This is a genomic window from Salipiger sp. PrR003 (genome assembly GCF_010500785.1).
Lineage (GTDB): Bacteria > Pseudomonadota > Alphaproteobacteria > Rhodobacterales > Rhodobacteraceae > Salipiger > Salipiger pacificus_A.
The window spans coordinates 1-17,041 of record NZ_JAAGOV010000025.1; the positions used below are offsets into that span (position 1 = coordinate 1).

At 65.3% G+C, this 17,041-nt stretch carries 4 protein-coding genes; all 4 read right to left on the bottom strand.

The features are described 5' to 3' along the window. Window positions 1-13,001: carbohydrate-binding protein (locus G0D83_RS02965; protein WP_164189375.1), on the bottom strand; the 13,001-nt coding region annotated here is incomplete at its 3' end. 912 nt (window positions 13,002-13,913) lie between these two features. Next, window positions 13,914-14,708 carry an ATP-binding cassette domain-containing protein gene (locus G0D83_RS02970; RefSeq protein WP_235939379.1) on the bottom strand — a complete coding sequence of 265 codons (795 nt, stop codon included), beginning with the start codon at window positions 14,706-14,708 and terminating at the stop codon, window positions 13,914-13,916. After that, window positions 14,705-15,775 (bottom strand): ABC transporter permease, encoded by a 1,071-nt coding sequence (locus tag G0D83_RS02975; protein WP_164189377.1) that lies wholly within the window; start codon window positions 15,773-15,775, stop codon window positions 14,705-14,707. Before G0D83_RS02975 ends, G0D83_RS02970 begins: the two co-directional genes overlap by 4 nt. 118 nt (window positions 15,776-15,893) lie before the next feature. Next, complete coding sequence (locus G0D83_RS02980) at window positions 15,894-16,910, bottom strand: sugar ABC transporter substrate-binding protein (RefSeq protein ID WP_164189385.1); 1,017 nt, start codon at window positions 16,908-16,910, stop codon at window positions 15,894-15,896. Between the last annotated feature and the right edge of the window lie 131 nt (window positions 16,911-17,041).

Genomic DNA, 17,041 nt, shown 5'->3' on the forward strand with positions numbered 1-17,041 from the left:
TTGACGCTCACCCCGGTCACCGACAGGGCACCGCCCGGGCCGGTCACCGTGATGTCGCTCACGTCGATGCTCGAGGCGTCGATGGCAACGTTGTCCGCATAGGTCACCGTTACCGTGGTGGAGTTGCCACCCCCGACACCGATGCCCGCCGCGCTGACGGCGCTGACCGTGGGCGCCTGCAGGTCTTCGACCGGCTCCCCACCTCCTTCCACCGGCGTGAAGTCGAGGTAGTCCACCCGTAGCGGCTCGCCGCCGTTGGGCACACCCGTGATGGCCACCACGTCCCCCTCCGCCAGCGTCACAGCGGCAAAGCTGTGCTCGGCGAAGGACGAGGTGTTGGCGATCGCGTCCCCGGCATTCAGGTTCCAGGTGAAGGTCTCGCGCACCTCGTTGTTCACCATGAGGCTGAGCACCGAGTTGCCGTCGGATTCGTCGTAATGGCCGACGGTGATCTGGTAGGTGCCCGGGGCCTCGGCGAAGACCAGGCTGGCGACATTCGGCCCGCTGCCCGGCGCCTGGATGAAGGCATCGTTCGAGGCGTGGCCGTTGGCGGTGGCGACAAACCCCTGCAGCGTCAGCGTCTCGGCCTCGACCCGGAAGGTCTCGCCGATGCTCGTGGGCGGCGGGGTGACTGGCACCACGACGTTGAAGCTGGTTAGAGCTCCGTTCGCCGCCACGGCGTTGCCGCTGGTGTCAACCACCTGCCCCGCCTGCAGCGCCACCGTGTAGGCGCCGTTGTCGGCGGTGTCCCAGGTCCCGCCCGGCGCCGCCACCGTGTAGGTGGCGCTGCGCGGGCTGCCGTCGGTGCCGACGTTGACGCTCACCCCGGTCACCGACAGGGCACCGCCCGGGCCGGTCACCGTGATGTCGCTCACGTCGATGCTCGAGGCGTCGATGGCGACGTTGTCGGCATAGGTCACCGTCACCGTGGTGGAGCTGCCACCCCCGACACCGATGCCCGCCGCGCTGACGGCGCTGACCGTGGGCGCCTGCAGGTCTTCGACCGGCTCCCCACCACCTTCCACCGGCGTGAAGTCGAGGTAGTCCACCCGCAGCGGCTCGCCGCCGTTGGGCACACCCGTGATGGCCACCACGTCCCCCTCCGCCAGCGTCACAGCGGCAAAGCTGTGCTCGGCGAAGGACGAGGTGTTGGCGATCGCGTCCCCGGCATTCAGGTTCCAGGTGAAGGTCTCGCGCACCTCGTTGTTCACCATGAGGCTGAGCACCGAGTTGCCGTCGGATTCGTCGTAATGGCCGACGGTGATCTGGTAGGTGCCCGGGGCCTCGGCGAAGACCAGGCTGGCGACATTCGGCCCGCTGCCCGGCGCCTGGATGAAGGCATCGTTCGAGGCATGGCCGTTGGCGGTGGCGACAAACCCCTGCAGCGTCAGCGTCTCGGCCTCGACCCGGAAGGTCTCGCCGATGCTCGTGGGCGGCGGGGTGACCGGCACCGCGACGTTGAAGCTGGTCAGAGCTCCGTTCGCCGCCACAGCGTTGCCGCTGGTGTCAACCACCTGCCCCGCCTGCAGCGCCACTGTGTAGGCACCGTTGTCGGCGGTGTCCCAGCTCCCGCCCGGCGCCGCCACCGTGTAGGTCACGCTGCGCGGGCTGCCGTCGCCGGCGGCGTTGAGGCTGACACCCGTGACGGTGAGCGGCCCGTTCGGCCCGGTCACGAGGATGTCGCTCACGTCGATGCTCGAGGCATCGAGCGCCACGTCGTCGCTGAAGGTCACCACGACGCTGGCCGTTGCCGCCCCGGCGACGGTGATGTCCGCGGCGATCACCGCATCGACCACCGGCGCCACGGTGTCCTCGGGCTCGACCGAGACCTGCTCCAGACTGAAAGAACGGAAGTCGAGGATGTAGCCGTTCGACGCCGGCGCCCCCTCGAAGGTGAAGCGCAGCGTCTGCAGCCCGGCCCCGAGCGCGACGTTGGTCGCTGCCGTCGCGGCGAAGACCGTGCCGTTGAACGAGGTCGAGGTGCCGTTGCTGTCGGGCAGCGCGAAGGTGGCGAGCGGCGTGCCGTCCTCGAGGGTCACGACCACCGAGTTGCCGCCGATCGGGGTCTTGGCGTTGACGCTCAGCGCGTAGCTGCCCGCCTGGGCCACGTCGATGGTGTATTCGACCCATTCGCCGGACTGGATGTAGCCGATGTCATTTGTCGAGCCCACCAGTTCCACGTCCGTGTCCGCCCGCAGCGGATGCGTTCCATCGCGGCCCGGATCGTCGTTCCACGAGATGCCCTGACCGCCGCTGTCGAAGTTCGCGGCGAGCACGGTGAGAGTGTCGTCCAGCACCGGGGCCGGACCCGGGTAGGCCTCCTGCACCGGGGTCGGGCTGTTGTCGGCATCGAAGAAGTCCGGTGTACCGTCGAGGTCGCTGTCGGTCACCAGCGCATCGTTGATCCCGTCGCCATTCGCGTCCTCCTCCGCAGAGAGCTCGTAGCCCTGCACGTTGGTGATGAGGAACATGTGGTCGTTGTAGTCGAAGTTCGACCCGCCGGGATAATCCTGGATGCCGATAAAGGTGCCCTCGATGACGTTGCCGAGCGCGTCCTTGGCCTGGAAGAAGCGGATGTAGTGGCCCTCGTTCGGCGGCGAGATGTTGTAGGTGTCATCCGCCACGTTGGCATCGGGATCGGTCCAGGCCGAGAAGGTCGGACGACCGTCCACCGTCACCCGCAGCCCGAAGGGGTCGTCGCGGTCGATGCTGGCCCGCGCCACGCTCGATTGCGCACCCGCCCCCGAGATGAGCCCGTCCGGCAACAGGGTCTGGTACTGGTTGTCATCCTGCGCATAGAGCTCTGTCAGCGCGCCGTTGGACACATCATGCAGGCTGAGCCGGCTCACGCCCGCGCTCAGGTAGGCGGCAAGCTGGATCACCTCGATCGGCTTGCTGTCATCGAGCCGCTGCAGGTAGGGCAGCAGCACCTCATCGCCCACCGTCTCGACCACGCCACCGTTGGACAGGAGCCCCTGCGCCACGTCGGTCGAGTAGCCGAAGGCCTGCACGATCTGCGCGACGGTTGGCTCCTCGCCGCCCTCGGACTGGATCTGCGCGAGGCCGGCGAGCGCGATCTGCCGCACCTCGCCATTGCTGCCGATGGTCAGCGTGCCCTCGTGGGACGTCGCCTGGCCGTCGTCGTTCGGGTCGATGCCGATGAAGGTGACCGTGAGCTGCGCCGAGGCTCCAGGCGCGAGCACCTGGCCCTCGGACAGGCCGCTGATGGTGAAGTTCCCGCTCACCGCGAGGTCGTCGATGGTCAGGTTGCTGATGCCGTCATTGGTGATGGTCAGCACCGCGCTGTCGCGGAAGGCCTGATCGCCATTGGCGGGATTGTCGATCCGCGAGAAGACCAGCCGGTCGTCCGCCGCCGCATCGTCGAGCCCTTCGATGGTGGTCACCGCGCCATAGTAGACCGGCGCAACCCCTTCGATGACGAACATGTTGTCGTTGTAGTCGTAGTTGATGCCCGTGTAGTCCATCACGCCCAGGAAGACGTTCTCGATGGCGACGCCATCCTCGTCGACCGCCTGGAACATCCTCACGGTGTAACCGTCCGAGATCTCGTTGCCCTCGGCATCGAAGACCTGCCCGTTCACAACCGTGTAGCCCGCGCCGGGATAGCGTGCGTCGAGCTGTGCCTGCGTCGGGGCCCCGGCGCCGGTCGGGTTGAGGCGGGGATCGGTCGACTGGTTGTTGATCTCGATCCCGAAGAGGTCATTGCCCGCCCAGCCATCGGGAATATCCGCCGCGGAGAACACCCGCGTCGCAAAGGCCCCGTTGCTGTTGCCCAGAGGCAGCAGGCTCTGGTTGTTGGAGCTGATGTGGCTGGTCATCCCCACATCGGTGCCTGTGTCGCCCGGCGCATGGAAGCGAACGCCCGCGCCGGAGGGGCTGTGGAAGGCCGCGATCTGGGTGATCCGCGCCTCGGTCACCCCTTCGGCGATCCGCCAGTAAGGAGACAGCACCTCGGTCTCGTCGGAGGAGAGGTAGAGGTCGAAGAAGTCCAGCACCCCGCCGCCGCCGCCGGAGGCGTAGCTCAGACCGGAGATTTCGTTGCCGAAGCCGAAGACGTCCCAGACCTCGTTGAGGTTGGGCTCCTGCCCGCCCTCGTCCTGGGACTGCCAGAAGCCGGCCAAGTCGACCCGTGCCACCGGCGTGTCGGCATCGTTGGTGCGGATGTCGAGCGCCCCTTTGAAGACGCCGCTGACGTTGCCGCTGCCCGCAGTATAGGCAGAGCGGTCAAAGAGCACCTGCACGTTGATCGACTGGCCGGCTGCCAGCGTGAGGCCCTCGAAGATATCGGGATCGGCCAGCTCGAACGGGCCGGTGATCGTGGCCTCGAGGACCTCCAGCGTCTCGGTGCCGGAGTTCGAGATGGTGACCGTCGCGCTCTCCTTGTAGTCGCGATCGGTGCCGGCCACTGCGTCAGGATTGTCGATCCAGGAGAAGTGCAGACGGTTGTCGAAATAGGTCGGATCGTTGCTCTGGATCTCGATGTCGGCATTGTCGTTGCCGGGCGCCGGGCGCACGTCGAGATAGTCGAGCGCGCTGGCCCCCGCCTGGTCCGACAGGACCGTTACCTTGTACTGCACCCCGGCGAGCAGCTCGACATAAGCCGAGGTCTCGCCCGCGTCCCCTTGCCCGGGGAAGGCGATGTCGCCGATCTCGACCGGCTGTGCGCCATCGGCGCTGAGGAAGACCGTCAGCCCGGCGCCATTCGGCGCGCCCGCGTTGGCCGCGAGATCGAGCGCGTAGGTGTCGTCCGCCGAGACGGTGAAGTAGAACTCCACCTGTGTCGCCCCGAGCGTGCGGGTGGTGTCATCGGTCGCTTCGAGTTCGATCCGCCCCTCGCCATCAATCACCGCATAGGCGGGCACGAAGGTGTCGACAGGCGCCTCGGAGACGCGCAGGTAGTCGATATTGGCGCCGTTGGCGTCCGGCACGCTGATCGAGATCGTGTTGAGCCCCGGGTTCAGCGAGATCTGCGCGCTCTGCGGCCCCCAGACATCCTCGCTGGCCGAGCTGTTGGGTTCGAAGCCGAGAATGCCCTGATCGACACCATTGACGAAAAGCGAGGCAGGACGCGCTTCCTTGCTGGTGGCGAGCGCATAGAGGATGTCGATGCCGTAAATGCCTGCCTCGGTGACCGAGACCGTCCAGGTGATGCTCTGCGTGCCCGTGCCGTCGAAGTCGACGAAATCGCCGCTCTGGTTGCGGTCGTCACCCGCGATCACCGCCCCGTCGAGCACCGCATTCTCGGCCTCGTACTTGAGGTAGGTGACGCCGCCCACCGTTTCGCTGCCATCGTTCGGCGCGGTGGGCACGTTGGCGATCACCGCCACGCTGTCGATATTCGGCCCGCCGTTTGCAGCAAGCTGCTCGATCACCACTGTGTTCGGCCCCTCGGAGAGGTCGAGCGTGACCGAGAACTCCTGCCATGCGGCGAAGCTGCCGGTGTCGGTGGTGGGGATCTGCACCGTCTGGATGCCCGCGATGATCGCGACCGGGCGCGGTGTGCCCGAGCCGTTAGCCATGCGGAAGGTCAGCGTGTAGGAGCCGGCACTCGGCGCGTCGTAGACGAAGGAAGCCTTGTCCTCGGCTCCGCCGTTCATGTCGAGATAGCCGGCGCCGGTGTAGCCGTCGTTCATCCCGTCGCCGTTGGTGTCGTATTGACCGCCGGCCGCTTCATGGGTGGTGGGATCGGTCAGCAAGCGGATCAGCGTGCCGTCGTCGGTGTCGAGCACGGTGAAGGCGCTGGCGTCGATGAGGTTCCCACTGGCGCTGTCGCCCGGGGTGAAGCTGGTGCTGGTGGAAGCGCTGTTGCCGTCGTCGTCATTGACCGTCAGCGTCGCCGAGACCTGCTCGGTCTGCCCGCTGAGATCGAGGCTGAAACGGTTCTGCGCGTCGAGCGTCACCGCCTGCGCGGGCCCGCCGTCGAAGCTGATGGTGAGGCTCTGGATGTCGGGGTCGAGCCCGACCACCTGGAACAGCACCGCCGAGGCATCCGCGGCGCTGATCACCAGCAACCCGAGGTTGCCGCCCTCGTCGGCGGTGATGTCCTCGACCTCGCCGCCCGGGGCGGCCTCGAGCCGGATGATCTGGCTGACGCCGTTCGCGCGGTTGAGGGTCAGCATGTAGAGCCGCCCGTCGGCACCCTCGATCACGTCGAGCGGATCGACGTAGTTGATCTCGTTGCCGTCGACATCGGTGAGGATGAAGTCCTCAGCGATGGTGCCGTCCTCGTTGAGCAGCACCGCCCGCAGGTTGTCGCCCGAGGAATACTGGGTGAAGATCACCGCGTTCTTCAGCGAGCTGCCGAAGACACCGCTCATGTACTCGATGGCGCCGTTGGGCGAACGGTTGTTGCCGAGATTGTAGGCGCCTTCGAGATCATAATCGGGGTCGGGATTCGTGCCGACCGGGTAGTTGGTCACCTGGTTGGGGTCGGTGCCGGAGGTCGGGTTGGCGCCGTTCAGGATGTACCTGTCGCGCAGCGGGTTCGGGTGTCCGTAGTAGCCGTCCTCGACCATCCGGAACAGGTAGTCGGACTGCAGCCCGACGCCGTCGATGCTCTCGTCGACGTCGGTGGTCGAGGGATCGTCGGGCACGTTGCCGCCCGCCGCCGACCCGTTGGTCGGCACGTAGAGGTAGCCGTTGCTGTGCCATACGAGGTCATAGGCGTTGCGGTTGCCCTCGGCGAAGATGCTGAGCACGGCGCCATCGGCGAAGGGATCGTAGTAGCGCACGATCAGGTCGGAGGACGCATCCTCACCGGTGCGCACCTCGGCCACGCCATCGGCGTCGAAGTGCAGGAAATTGCCGATGTACTCCCCGCTGGTGATCGCGATGCCGCCGTTCTTGAGATCGTTGTCGGTATCGGCGAAGCGGCGGTTCTGCCCGTCTGCCGGCAGGGGCTCGGTGGAGACGTCGAAGCCCCCCTCCGGTGCCTCTCGGGAGCGGTCGATCTCGAGGATCGCGGCGTTGAGCAGGCGCTCGGGCCGGTTGCCCCAGGCGCTGTCCGGCTCGCCCATCGCCGAGTTCGACCCCTGGGTGAGATAAAGCAGGTACTGCGGCGCATCACCGCCCGGCACGTAGTCGGGGTTGAGACGGAACTCGAGGCTGTTGGTCACGTGGTCGCCGTTCGAGCGCGGCAGACCGGTGATATAGGTCTCGATCGTCGCATCCTCGAGCGATCCGCCCTCACCAAGGGTGACCTTGGATATCCGGCCCGAGAAGTCCGGCACCGAGTTCGACCGGCCGTTGAGCGGGATCGGGTAGTTGTCGGTGATCCAGATGGTGTTCTCGTCCTCGGGATCGAAGGCGATGCCGATGATGCCGCGGCGCTCGTCGCCGACCACGAAGTCGCCCAGTGGGGTGTAGACCTCCTTGCTCGCGTCATCGAGTGAGCCGTCCGCATTCAACTCCCAGCGCGTGATCGATCCGGTGATCGAGGTGACATAGAGGAACTGCTTGTCCGGCGACATCTCGATAGAAGTGTAGCTCTCGCCAAGCATCGGGTTCGAGCTCAGTTCGACAGTGTCGACGAAGGCCACCTCGCGCGCCTCGACCAGCGGCGCGGCGCCGGTGGTGAAGGTCGTGGAGAACTTCTGGAACTCGCGGGTCAGCGCCGCGCTGTCGTCGTTGTCGCCGCGGTCGCGGAAGCCGTCGATGACCACGGTGTAGCTGGTGTAGGGCTTGAGGTCCGACACCGGCGCGATGGTGACCGAGTCGAAGCCGCCGGTGGTGTTGGCGTTATAGGCGACCTCGGCGCCGGTCAGCGTCTCGTAGATGCGGATCGAGCCGTCTTCGAGGCTTTCGAGAAGCACGCCGCCGCGCCCGTCCACCACGCTGACGCCAAGCACGATGTCCGAGGTGGGATCGATGTCGGTGGGCAGCACGCCGTCCTGGATGCCGAGCTCAACCTCGCCATCGGTCGAGACCGCGCGCGGGTTGATGAAGGCGGCATAGTCGTCGGGCGCCTCGTTGCCATCGCCCGGGGTCAGGTCGGGTAGCGCACGGATCTCGAGGTACTGCATCTCGGTGATGGTGCCGCCCTGCGCCGAAAGCGTCAGGTGTCCGTCCTGCACATGCGCCAGGGTGGTCAGCAGTTCGGTCTTGAAAGCCGAGGTGCTGCTCCATTCGGTGACCAACGCGCCTTCGACGAAGAGCCGGTTTTCGCTGTCATTGGGGCCACCCGTGTCGCCGACCGAGACCGTGACCTCGTACCAGCCATTCTCAAGCTCGATCTCCCAGGCAGTCCGCTCGGGGAAAGAGCCGAGGTCGAAATGGGCGTAGCCGGTCAGGCGCGCATCCATCGCGTCGAAATTGACGGTCAGCTTCTCGGTGGGCAGCGTTCCGTCATCCGGCAGAGTGGCCGACCCCGTGCGTTCGTTGATCGCGATCGCCGGGAAGGACGAGCCGGTGGGATCGTTGGCAGTGCCGTCGGCATCAAGCGCCGACTCCTCGGTGATGAACCCGTAGGTCAGCCCGTTCGATTGCTGCCCATAGTCGGTGAAGTTGCCGACAAGGTAGTCGGGATCGACCGGCGTGCTGCCGTCCTGGAAGTTGATGCGGATGGTCTCGCGCACCCCCGGCTCCGAGGGCGGCGGCGGCGGTGTCACGTCGTTGAAGATCGTCACGCTGTCGATGTTCGGGCCGTTGGTCACGGTGTTGGCCAGCGTCACCGTATTGGCGCCCGCAGCCAGAGTCACCTCGACCTCGAGGTCTTCCCAGACGTCCCAGTCGGGTGTCATGCCGAAGGGCACGGTCACCGTCTGGCCGTTGACCTGCAACTCCATCGGACGGCTCGGACTGGTGGTCGAGCCATTGGCGTAGCGGAAGCTCATCGTGTAGGTGCCCGCCTCGGGCACATCGACGTCGAATTGCACCGCATCCCCGATGTCGCCGCCCATGTCGAGATAACCGGTGCCGGTATAGCCCGACCAGATACCCTCGGGTCGATCGACGGTCACCCCCTCGAGATTGTCCGCATCGCGGAACTGGGTAGAGGCGGGATCGCCCTCGCCGGCGCCGGTGTCGTCAAGAATGAGGATCGAGCCGTCGCGGTTCTCGAGCTGGATCGTGGTCGAGAAGGCCTCGGGCGCGTCGCCGATGGCAATCGCGGTGGTGGCCTCGGCCGTGTTGGCCGCCTCGTCGGTCACGCGGAAGATCACGGTCAGAGCGGTTTCGGCGGCAAAGGCCGAGAGGTCGAGCGTGACGATGTCGCCCACCGGCACCACCGTCTGGAAGCTGGCGCCGCCGTCAGTGGACACTTCGATGAGCGTGATGTCGTCATCGACCCCGGCGAGCGCGAACTCGACCGAGCCGAGCCCGGCGGGCGCGATGGTCGCGGCCTCCGGCGCGGCGGCAAGATCGCCGCCCTCGTCGGCGGTGGTGTCCGGCTCGGGGATCGGGCCGGTGCCCGCCTCGGTGATCTCGATCCGGTCGACATTGGGGCCGGTGTTTGCGCCCGCAGGGATCGCCAGCGAGATCGTGTTGCTGCCCGCAACGAGCGTCACCGTGGTGGTCTCGAAGAGCCAGTGATCGAAGCCTTCCTCGGGACCGGTGCCATCGGGATCGGTGCTCGCGAAGGGCAGCGAGACCGCGCCGCCGCTGTTGACCGAGAGATCGAGCGGCCGCCCGGTGTTGGAGGCGTAGCGCACGTTGAGATCATAGTTGCCGGCGGTCGCGACGGTCACGGTGAAGGTGATCGCATCGCCCGGTGTGTCGCCGAAATCGAGATAGCCGTCGCCGCTGAAGCCCGGGCGCAGCCCGTTGACCAGGTTGGCGTTCGACTCCGGGTTGTCGGGGTCGCGGATCTGCGTGTCGTTGGTGTTCGTGTCATTGTCGAGGACGGTCAGCGCTGCGAGGACCTCATCCTCGGCCTCGATCACGATGGGCTCGAAGGTCGCACCGGGATCGTTCACCGTGATCACGAATGTCTGGGTCGATTGCTGGCCGGTCTCGTCGAATGCGGTGACCTCGACGCTGACCGTCGGCTCGGCGTTAAAGTCGAGGGTCTCGCCCGGCAGGAGGGTGAGCTGGTCGTCGCCGTCGATCTGGAAGCGCGCGTCGTCGACCGTAAAGGAGACCGCCGTGCCCTCGGGGTCCACCGAAGAAACCGTGCCGATGATCGCGCCCGCGACGCCGGAGTCCACCGTCAGCCCGGTGATCTGGGGCGCCGAGGGGGCTTCGTCCACGTCGCCGACGGTGATGGTCAGCGTGGTGGTGGTGGACTCGTTCGCCGCATCGGTGGCGGTGATTTCGACATCGACCGAAGGCGTGGCTTCGAAGTCCAGCGCCACGCCGTCCTTCAGCTTCAGCTGGCCGCCGACCACCTCGAAGTCCGAGGCCGGATCGGCGCTGAAGGTGATGGCCGCATCGTCGCCGTCGGGATCAACCGCCGAGAGCGTGCCAATCACCGCGCCCGCCGCATTCTCGGCGACCGTGCTGGTGTCAAGAGCGATCGAATTGGGCTGCGTTGCCTCGATCACGTCGGTGACGGTCACCGAAATGTCCTGCGAGGCGGTCAGCACACCGTCGCTCGTGGTCAGGGTCACGTCGTAGACGTTGTCCGCATCGAAGTCCGCCGGATTCTCGAAATCAGGGGCGGCTATGAAGTCGAGCGCGCCGGTGGTTTCATTGAACTCGAAAAGGGCGGCATCCTCGCCGGTCAGCTCGAAGCTGAGGGCGTCGCCCTCGCCATCGGTGGCGGTGAGACCGGCGGCCACCTCGGTCGAATTCTCGGCGATCGAGACGGCACCCGCCGTGGCGTCGAACTCGGGCGCGGTGTTGACCGGCGGGAAGGCCGGAGTGTCGCCGACGCTGGTGATCGCGACGGCGTCGATGTTGGGCCCGTTGCTCAAGCCCGCGGGGATCGCAAGGGTGAGGGTGTTCTCACCGGACTGCAGCGCGATCTGCACCGGGGCGCGCACCACCCAGGTGTCAAAGCCGTCGCGCTCGGGGAAGCCGATGGTCCCGCCCACCGCGTCCGCGCCATTGACCAGAACAGCGACGGGCCGATCGGTCTGGGTCGATTCCACCGACGCAAAGCGGATGTGCAAGTCGTAAAGGCCCGCATCGTCCACGGTCACGGTCCAGGTGATGAGTTCATCGCCATCCGCCCCGGCGCCATCGAAGTCGGTGTAGCCAAAGCCGCTGTATCCCTCGCGCAGTCCATATTGGTCCTGCGGCAGGTTACCGGCGCCTTCGGCAGTGGTCGGATCGTTCTGAACGCGGTGGAAGGTGCTTGCTCCGTCGGGGATCACCCCGGCTTCGCTTTGCAGCACGATCGGTGCGATGGTCGGAGAAGGGAGTTCGGGATCGACGTCGGTGACGGTGATCGACAGCTCCTGCGTCACGCTGCGTACGCCATCGGACACCTCGAGGCTGACCTGGAACACGCCGTCGAGGTCGGCATCGGTTCTGGTCTCGAAGTCGGCCGGGTCTTTCAGGGTCAGAAGACCCGTGCCGCTGATTTCAACCTTGTCGGCATCATCGCCTGTCAGCGTATAGGTGAGCATGTCGGGGTCGAGGTCCGACAGTTCGGGGTCGTCCACCTGGACCTGACCGATCTCGGTGGAATTTTCGGCAATGTCGAAGGCGGCTGCCGAGAGAATTTCGGGCGCGGCAAAGCTGATTGCGGCGCCGGGAAGCGCAATGGCCACGGCGTCGATATTGGGCGCACCCTCCGTGCCTGTCTGGGCAAGGACGACGGTATGGGTGCCGTCGCCCACGGTCACCGTGAAGCTGTGGCTCGCCCAGGTGCTCCAATCGCCGGTGTTCGTATCGGACAGGGTCTGCGCAGCGCCGCCGTCGACACTCAGCGAGATCGGTCGGCTCTGCCCGTCGGAGCCGTTGGCATAGCGCAGGGTAATCGCATAGGTGCCGGCGGGGGCGTCGAAGCTGAAGCTCAGCCGGTCCCCGACCGCACCTCCGTTGATATCGATGTAGCCGCTGCCGCTGTAGTTGTGGCGCAGGCCGAATTCGTCGAACTGATTGCCGGCTTCCTCGGGGCCTGTGTTGTCGTTCAATCCCCCTTCCACAGCCCCGCTCTCGGGATTTGCGTCGACGGTGCGCTTTAGGGTTCCGGTGCCCACGGGATCGAGGACTTCGATGTCCTCCACTCCGAGATAGATCGGCTCGAAGGGCGGCACGACGGTCACGGTGACCGCCTGCTGGGTGGTTCCGCCCTCGGCATCGGTGGCGGCGATGGTCAGTGTGTAGCTCGGCTTCGCGTCGAAATCGGCTTCATCTCTCAGCGTCAGCGCGCCGGTATCGGAATCGATCAGAAAGGCCCCGCTATCGGCCCCATCGACGATCGAATAGCTCATGCCCACTCGGGCCGGCGCATCGTCGGAGGTGTCGTTGGCAATGTCGGACGCAAGCGCCGCACCGACCGAGGTCGTGCCGTCGGCGACAAGGAAGGTGGTGTCGGACTCGAAGGTCGGGAGCGAGAAATTCGGTGTCACGCCTACATCGTGGATGGCGATCGCGTCGATATTGGGCGCGCCGGTGTCGTTTACCTGGTTGATGATCAAGTCGTGCGTGCCGCTGCCCGAAAGCGTCACCTGGACCGTGCGGGTTTCCCAGAAATAGAACTGGCCGGTTCTCGTGTCAGTAATCGTTTGGGTGACGCCGTCGACGGTGATCGAGATTGGTCGCGTGGCCGTCGACCCATTCGCGATGCGGAGAGTGATTTCGTAGGTGCCCGCCACAGCGTCGAAGGTGGTCGCGGCCTGCGCTCCGGTGTCAGTCCCGTTGATGTCGTAGTAGCCCCAGGTGTCTTCATCGCCGGCGCCGGTATAGTCCGGGCGCAGGCCATATTCGTCGAAGTTGGGCAGACCGGTGTTGGTGGAGGTGGAGGTGCTGCCGATACCGGCTGCTTCCTGGTTGCCGCTCCGGGTGCGGGCGACGTTGGCATTTGTTCCGGTCTGTTCATCGACCGTGTCCGTAATGAGTGCTTCACCCTGAATGAAAATGGTGTCGATCGGCATGTCAAACCTCCCCCGGAGACTACGAGCACTCTTCAAGGCCCGGAAAAATGGACTTTGCGCTAGCGCGCACGAATGAAACCGCCCCCCGCCGCACAGGCCGAAAAGGGCGCAAATATAATCCCGGCCCCATGGCCGAGCAAAATTGCTTGGGTCAATTCATCCGAATTCAGCGAACCGGAAAAAATCGAGACGCACCCGAAAAACCGGATACCGCCAAACTTTGGGATGTTTCAGATCGCGGCGAATGAAATGGTCGGGCCGCAGAAATGATCCAAAATGTCAGAACTAAAATGAAAACTGCACAAATTCATACGCTACAACGCGCGGAGCACTGGACCCCATGCCCAAAAAAAGGGCGATGCGCGTCCACAAAGTGTTACCATAGAGCGCCCTTCTTGCAATAGATTTTTAACTTTCCTGAACCACTTTCGGAGTTCCGCGCGCGTCAGGCGCGCCATCGGACAGTCCCCCCAGCTGGAAGAGTTCTCTAGGCATTTTTCGAAAATACAGAAGTTTCAGTTCGTTATATCGATGTTCTCATCCGACGGAGCTTCGGTCCTGCGCGCCTCACGAAAAGCGGAAGGCCAGGGGAACACCGGCAAGCCTGCCTTGGAGGTGCTCAGAATGCTGCTTGTGCAAAAGGAACTTAGCAACGCATTGCAACTCTCTATTCCACCTGTCGTTCGCCCAAAAGATGCGGGGCTTAGGCAGCGGAGTCGCCTCGAGGTCCAGAAACAGGATCAGACGTTAAAAATCCTGGCGCCCTCGGAGAATCATTGTACGACCTAACGACAATTCGGCGACACTCGATCATTTAGGAAGTGTATCGGGAGGTATAGTACAATCCTAACGCGAAAGGGCGATTGACAGGTTCCCGCCAATCGCCCTCCATCGTCGCGTCGGGAGCAGGCCCTATGCCGGTTCGGCCACCCCTTCCGGCACAGAGGCGCCTGTCATGTAGGCCACCGCGTCGGACATCGTGTGTTCCTTGGGGTCGATCACGCAGAGCCGCTTGCCGAGGCGGTGGATATGCACCCGGTCGGCGACCTCGAACACATGCGGCATGTTGTGCGAGATCAGGATGATCGGGATGCCCCGCGCCCGCACCTCCTGAATGAGGTCGAGCACCCGGCGGCTCTCCTTCACCCCGAGCGCGGCGGTCGGCTCGTCGAGGATCACCACCCGCGAGCCGAAGGCCGCTGCCCGTGCCACCGCCACGCCTTGACGCTGGCCACCCGAGAGCGTCTCGACCGGCTGGTTGATGTTCTGGATCGTCATAAGCCCAAGCTCCGAGAGTTTCTGGCGCGAGAAATCCTCCATCCGCTTGCGGTCGAGCTTGCGGAAGATCTGCCCCATGATCCCGGGCATACGCAGCTCGCGGCCCATGAACATGTTGTCGGCGATCGACAGCGCCGGAGACATGGCGAGGGTCTGATAGACGGTCTCGATCCCCTCGGCCCGGGCGTCATTGGGCGAGGCGAAGGAGACCGGATTGCCTTCGAGCAGGATTTCTCCCGCGTTTGGCTGGATGGCGCCGGAGAGCGCCTTGATCAGCGTCGACTTGCCGGCGCCGTTGTCGCCGATCACCGCGAGGATCTCGCCCGGCCTCAGGTCGAAGTCGCAATGATCAAGCGCGGTTACCTTGCCGTAGCGTTTCACGAGGCCGCGGGCTTCGAGAACGGGGGTGTCCTGGGTGTCCATGCTCATGCCGTCACCTTTCTGATCCATTGGTCCACGGTCACGGCGGCGATGATCAGCACGCCGATGAGGAGATAGGTCCATTGCGGGTCGGCCCCGGCCATGCGCAGGCCCAATTCGAAGACGCCGACGATGAGCGCCCCGAAGAAGGCGCCGAGGATCGAGCCCCGCCCGCCGAAGAGCGAGATGCCCCCGATCACCACGGCGGTGATTGCCTGGATGTTGCCGATGACGCCGGTGGTCGCCGAAGGCGAGACCGAGCCGAAGCGGCCGATCATCACCCAGCCCGCGAGGGCGCAGATGAAGCCCACCAGCATGTAGACCGACATGATGGTCTTGTGGCGGTCGACGCCGGCGAGCTGCGCCGCCTCGGGGTCGTCGCCGACGGCGTAGACATGGCGACCCCAAGCGGTGGAGCGCAGCACGTAAGCCAGCACCAGCACGAGCAGCAGCATCAGCACCACGCCGAGCGTGAAGACCGCGCCGCCGATGGTGAACTTGGTGCCGAGGAACTGCAGGAAGGGCGCTTGCGTCTCGATGTCCTGGGCGCGGATCGTCTCGTTGGCGGAATAGAGGTAGTTCACCGCCAGCACGATCTGCCACATGCCGAGCGTGACGATGAAGGGTGGCAGCTTGACCTTGCTGACAAGCCAGCCGTTGACCGCGCCGATGGCGGTGCCAAAGGCAAGACCGATGGGCACCGCGAGTATGGCGGGCACCCCATAGCGGAAGGTCACCTGCCCCATGATCACCGAGCAGAGCACCGCGACCGCGCCAACAGACAGGTCGATCCCCGCGGTCAGGATGATCAGCGCCTGGGCCGCGGCCAGAACGCCGACGATCTGGACCTGCTGAAGGATCAACGTCAGAGCGAAGGGAGAGAAGAACTTCGAGCCGAGGATCATCCCGAAAACGATACAAGCCGCCAGCAGAACGATCAGCGGCACGATGGCCGGGGTGCTGTGCAGCAGTTCGTGGAACCGGCCCCAGAGACCTTTCCCGCTGTCCTCGAACTCGGCGAACTTCTCGTCGTTCCGTGTTCGGACAACGTCTTCGTACCTGTCCGCTTCGGCCATGTCGTGCCCTCCTCTCACGTGCGCGGGCGCGGCCCCTCACCGGCCATGGTCCGCGCAGGTTGCGATAACTTCAAAAGGGCCCGCCCCGCCGCGCGGCGCGGGCCCGGATTGCGAAGGTTCAGCCCCAGCAGAGGCTCTTGCCCTCTTCGACCGAGATCGAATCCACGCCCTCGACCGGCTGGTCGGTGACCAGCTTCACGCCGGTGTCGAAGAAATTCTTGCCCTCGGTGGCCTCGGGCTTGGTGCCGTCCTTGGCGAAGGCTGCAATCGCCTCGATGCCCTTGGAGGCCATCAGCAGCGGATATTGCTGCGAGGTCGCGCCGATCACCCCGTCGGCGACGTTCTGCACACCGGGGCAGCCGCCATCGACCGAGACGACCAGCACGTCGTTCTCGCGCCCGATGGCCTTCAGCGCCTCGTAGGCACCGGCTGCGGCGGGCTCATTGATCGTGTAGACGACGTTGATCATCGGGTCCGTGGCGAGAAGGTTCTCCATCGCCTTGCGGCCGCCCTCCTCGTTGCCCTGGGTCACGTCATGGCCGACGATGCGGCTGTCACTCTCGTCACCCCATTTGTTCGGGTCACCAAGGTCGATGCCGAAGCCCTGCATGAAGCCCTGGTCGCGCAACACGCCGACGGTGGGCTGGCTCACGTCGAGGTCGAGGAAGGCCACCCGCGCATCGGCGGCGGCATCGCCAAGCTTGGCGGCGGCCCATTGGCCGATCAGCTCGCCGGCAAGGAAGTTGTCGGTGGCAAAGGTCATGTCGGCGGCCTCGATCGGGTCGAGCGGCGTGTCCAGCGCAATCACCAGGATCCCCGCATCGCGCGCCTGCTGCACAGAGGGCACGATCGCCGAGGTACTGGAGGCGGTGATCAGGATGCCATCCGCCCCGTTGGCGATGCAGGTCTCGATCGCGGCTACCTGGCTCTCGTTGTCGCCATCCACCTTGCCCGCGTAGGAGTTGAGCGTCATGCCCAGCTCCTCGGCCTTGGCCGCTGCGCCCTCGCGCATCTTCACGAAGAACGGGTTGGTGTCGGTCTTGGTGATCAGGCAGGCGCTGCCGCCGTCCTGTGCCTGGGCGCCGAGGGTCGATGCGAGCAGCGCAAATGCGCTGACGGAAATCAGCTTCTTCATGGGGTCTCCTCCTCCCTAACGTGTCATGGGACGCCAAGCGCGACGGCCCGTGAAACCTCCGTTCTGCAACGGATTACCCATGTTGATACCGGCGATTCTGACCTCGCGTCAATAAATAAATAAATTTGATT

What these genes read in the sequence shown, in the direction of transcription:
- G0D83_RS02970 (WP_235939379.1), bottom strand. Translation starts at nt 14,708, where the DNA reads ATGAGCATGGACACCCAGGACACCCCCGTTCTCGAAGCCCGCGGCCTC.
- G0D83_RS02975 (WP_164189377.1), bottom strand. Translation starts at nt 15,775, where the DNA reads ATGGCCGAAGCGGACAGGTACGAAGACGTTGTCCGAACACGGAACGAC.
- G0D83_RS02980 (WP_164189385.1), bottom strand. Translation starts at nt 16,910, where the DNA reads ATGAAGAAGCTGATTTCCGTCAGCGCATTTGCGCTGCTCGCATCGACC.